The sequence below is a fragment of the Wolbachia endosymbiont of Cylisticus convexus genome (assembly GCF_003344345.1).
Genome location: NZ_QPIP01000215.1, coordinates 1 through 2,808 on the forward strand (window position 1 = coordinate 1; position 2,808 = coordinate 2,808).

The window sequence follows — 2,808 nt, forward strand, 5'->3', positions numbered from 1 at the left end:
AAGAGGAGAATGTTCGTAATCCTTGCTCATGCGTCTAAAATTGGAAAGCCAGGCAAAGGTTCGTTCTACAATCCAACGTTTAGGAATAACTTGAAATCCTGTATCAACCAATTTCTTGGTAATCGTTAGCAAACATCCAGTTTCCAACAAACATCGATTTTGTAATTTACCTTTGTATCCTTGGTCAGCAAAAAACCTACGTAATGTTGGAGCTTTGCATTTAGCTTGAACAAAAAGATACCATCACGGTCCTGAATGCTTGCGCTGTGTACTTCTACAGTAATTACAAGACCTAGTGTATCTACAATAATATGGCGTTTTCTACCCTTTATTTTTTTACCGGCATCATATCCTCTTGATCCCCTTTTTGAGTCGTTTTCACTGATTGACTGTCAATTATACCTACTGAAGGTGTCTCATTTTTACCAACCATTTTTCTTACCTCTTTTACTAGCATGTCATGTATTTTTTTCAATTTTCCATTATTACGCCGCCTGAGAAAATAGTCATACACCGTTTTCCATGGAGGAAAATCTTTTGGTAGCATTCTCCACTGGCAACCACCCCTCATTATATACCTTATTGCATTAATAATTGTTCTGGTGTTATGTTTTCTTGGTCGTCCTATCGCTCCTTGTGCAACATAGGGCTCTAAAATTTCCCATTCCTTGTCACTTATATCACTTGGATACAACTTACCCTCCTATTTTTTGCTTACCTCATCATACTCTTTTCTTCATTCCCTTTCAAGACAGGTTCTTAGGCTTTATTGCATAGCTAGGTAGAAAAAGTGTAAGTTACTGACAGAATTCATTATAAAACAGATATTCAACCAATTAAGAAAAATATGCCAGTCAAAATGAGAGTCAGTAACCAAAGTGAATATAACAAATTTCTCGAAGAAAGAGGAAATATTTTTCACTTTATTGATAAAGCCATGGAGAGTTGGTACGAAAATAGCCCAAAAGTAGCTGGTGGTAACTATATCTATAGCGATAGAGTAGTAATTTTAATACATATATCTATTTAGGATAGGTTTAAGACGGTTTTATAAAAGGGTATCTAGAAAAGATAGCTTAGAGTTATTAGCTATTAACATATAGTGATCAACATAACTATAAGTATGTTAAGGAAATAATCAACTTGATCAGGTACATGTTGTTTAAAATATAAAAAATAAAGAAGTATAGCTCTTTTCATAATAGTACAAACGAGGTAAAATAAGATTTTATAGTAGTGAAGGTAAGTATGCCAGCAGCATATAGTTATGATTTAAGAAAAAAAGCAATGGAATCACTAGAAGAAGGAGAAAGCAGAGAAGCAGTGGCAGCAAGATTTAAAATTGGAAGAACTACGTTATGGGAGTGGCAGCAAAGAAAAAAGAAACAGGAGATTTTCAGTCAAAAAAACTTGGAAATGGAGGTTATAGTGTGCCGTAGTGATGCAAGGAATGGTCAGAAAAGAGCAAACTGAGTACTTAAGCTACGCAATAGATGAGGGTGGGCCCCTCGGAGCCGATTTACAAGAGCAGGCTTCAAACAACCATAAGCTGCTTTGGTAAAGAGCCAAGGTAGTGAGCGTTATGGAAAAGGCGCAGTTATGTGTCATGTGTGAAATAGAGAGATGAACGAAAGTGAACCACTGATAAAGTGTCGAAACCATAACTGATGACGTCAAAACCAGGGGCTTATAACTCAACTGGGATAAATCTACCGGGAGCTTGTTTACGGGGTAGGAGGCGTCCGGCATAAAGGTGGCATGAATCTATTTTAGGCTATTGTGTAGAACTACGGGAACCTGTCGTTTCGATGATAAGGGAGAAATTCAAGGAGCTAAACTCTAAGGATGAGAGTACCAATGCGGAAAACAGGGGCGCGTAGTAGTGAAGAAGTTTCTGTAATGGAAATGGAGCGAAGGAGTTGAGTTATTCAGTTTTAATTATGTATCAACCGAAAGGGAGGAGTTAATGAATAAAACAAAGTCTTTTGATATACCAAAGCAACTTATTTGGAGGGCTTATAAACAAGTATCGAAAAATAAAGGTGCGGCTGGTGTGGATGAGGTATCGATAACAAGGTTTGAAGAGAACCTGAAGGATAATCTGTACAAACTATGGAATCGGATGTCATCAGGAAGTTATTTTCCAGAGCCTGTAAAAGCTGTAGCAATACCGAAAGATACGGGAGGGGGACAAAGAATTTTAGGTGTTCCTTCAGTATTCGACAGGATAGGGCAAACGGCCGCTTCTATGTATCTTGAGCCGCTAGTAGAACCAAAATTCCATGAAGATTCATATGGTTATAGACCGAATAAATCAGCACTGGATGCGGTAGATACGGCAAGGAAAAGATGCTGGAGGTATGATTGGACGATAGATCTAGATATATCCGGGTTTTTCGACAATTTGGATCACGAGTTGGCATTGCAAGCTATCAAGAAGCATACAAATTGCAAATGGGTCATACTATACGTTGAAAGGTGGATAAAATCCCCTATAAAACTTGCAGATGGCAGTAAGGTAGTTAGGGATAAAGGAGTTCCGCAAGGAGGTTCAGTTAGCCCAATCATCTCTAATATATTCATGCATCATGTGTTTGATATATGGATGAAAAAGAACTACCCGACGGTACCATTTGAGAGATATGTGGATGATGCGATAGTGCACTGCAGAACAGAGAAACAGGCAGAATTTGTGAAAGTAATGATCGAAGAAAGATTGGCTGAGTATAAGTTGAAATTACATCCTGAAAAGACACAGATAGTGTACTGTAAGGATGACAATAGGAGAGATGAATTTCCTAAACAAAG

The 2,808-nt window shown here is 37.8% G+C and carries 3 protein-coding genes and 3 pseudogenes; 3 read left to right on the plus strand and 3 right to left on the minus strand.

Features of this window, described 5'->3' with window-relative positions:
- The 3 genes and pseudogenes from Wcon_RS13205 to Wcon_RS10555 all read right to left on the minus strand — a co-directional run.
- A pseudogene (locus tag Wcon_RS13205) lies at nt 1-195 on the minus strand (transposase); the annotation flags it as partial.
- Entirely contained in the window at nt 126-386 is a 261-nt protein-coding gene (locus Wcon_RS13210) for a transposase (protein WP_114517958.1), read from the minus strand. The gene Wcon_RS13210 and the pseudogene Wcon_RS13205, both read right to left, overlap by 70 nt.
- Nucleotides 329-694, minus strand: a complete 366-nt coding sequence (locus Wcon_RS10555) for a transposase (RefSeq protein ID WP_114517957.1) — start codon at nt 692-694, stop codon at nt 329-331. The genes Wcon_RS13210 and Wcon_RS10555 overlap by 58 nt, the downstream gene beginning before the upstream one ends.
- A gap of 153 nt (nt 695-847) precedes the next feature.
- Between Wcon_RS10555 and Wcon_RS10560 the strand changes: the two are divergent.
- The 3 genes and pseudogenes from Wcon_RS10560 to ltrA form a co-directional block, all read left to right on the plus strand.
- A pseudogene (locus Wcon_RS10560) lies at nt 848-1,074 on the plus strand (IS5 family transposase); the annotation flags it as partial.
- A gap of 174 nt (nt 1,075-1,248) precedes the next feature.
- Nucleotides 1,249-1,430 (plus strand): annotated as a pseudogene (locus Wcon_RS10565) (IS630 transposase-related protein); the annotation flags it as partial.
- Nucleotides 1,431-1,966: 536 nt separating this feature from the next.
- The coding region (gene ltrA, locus Wcon_RS10570) for a group II intron reverse transcriptase/maturase (RefSeq protein WP_114516916.1) at nt 1,967-2,808 on the plus strand (842 nt) is incomplete at its 3' end.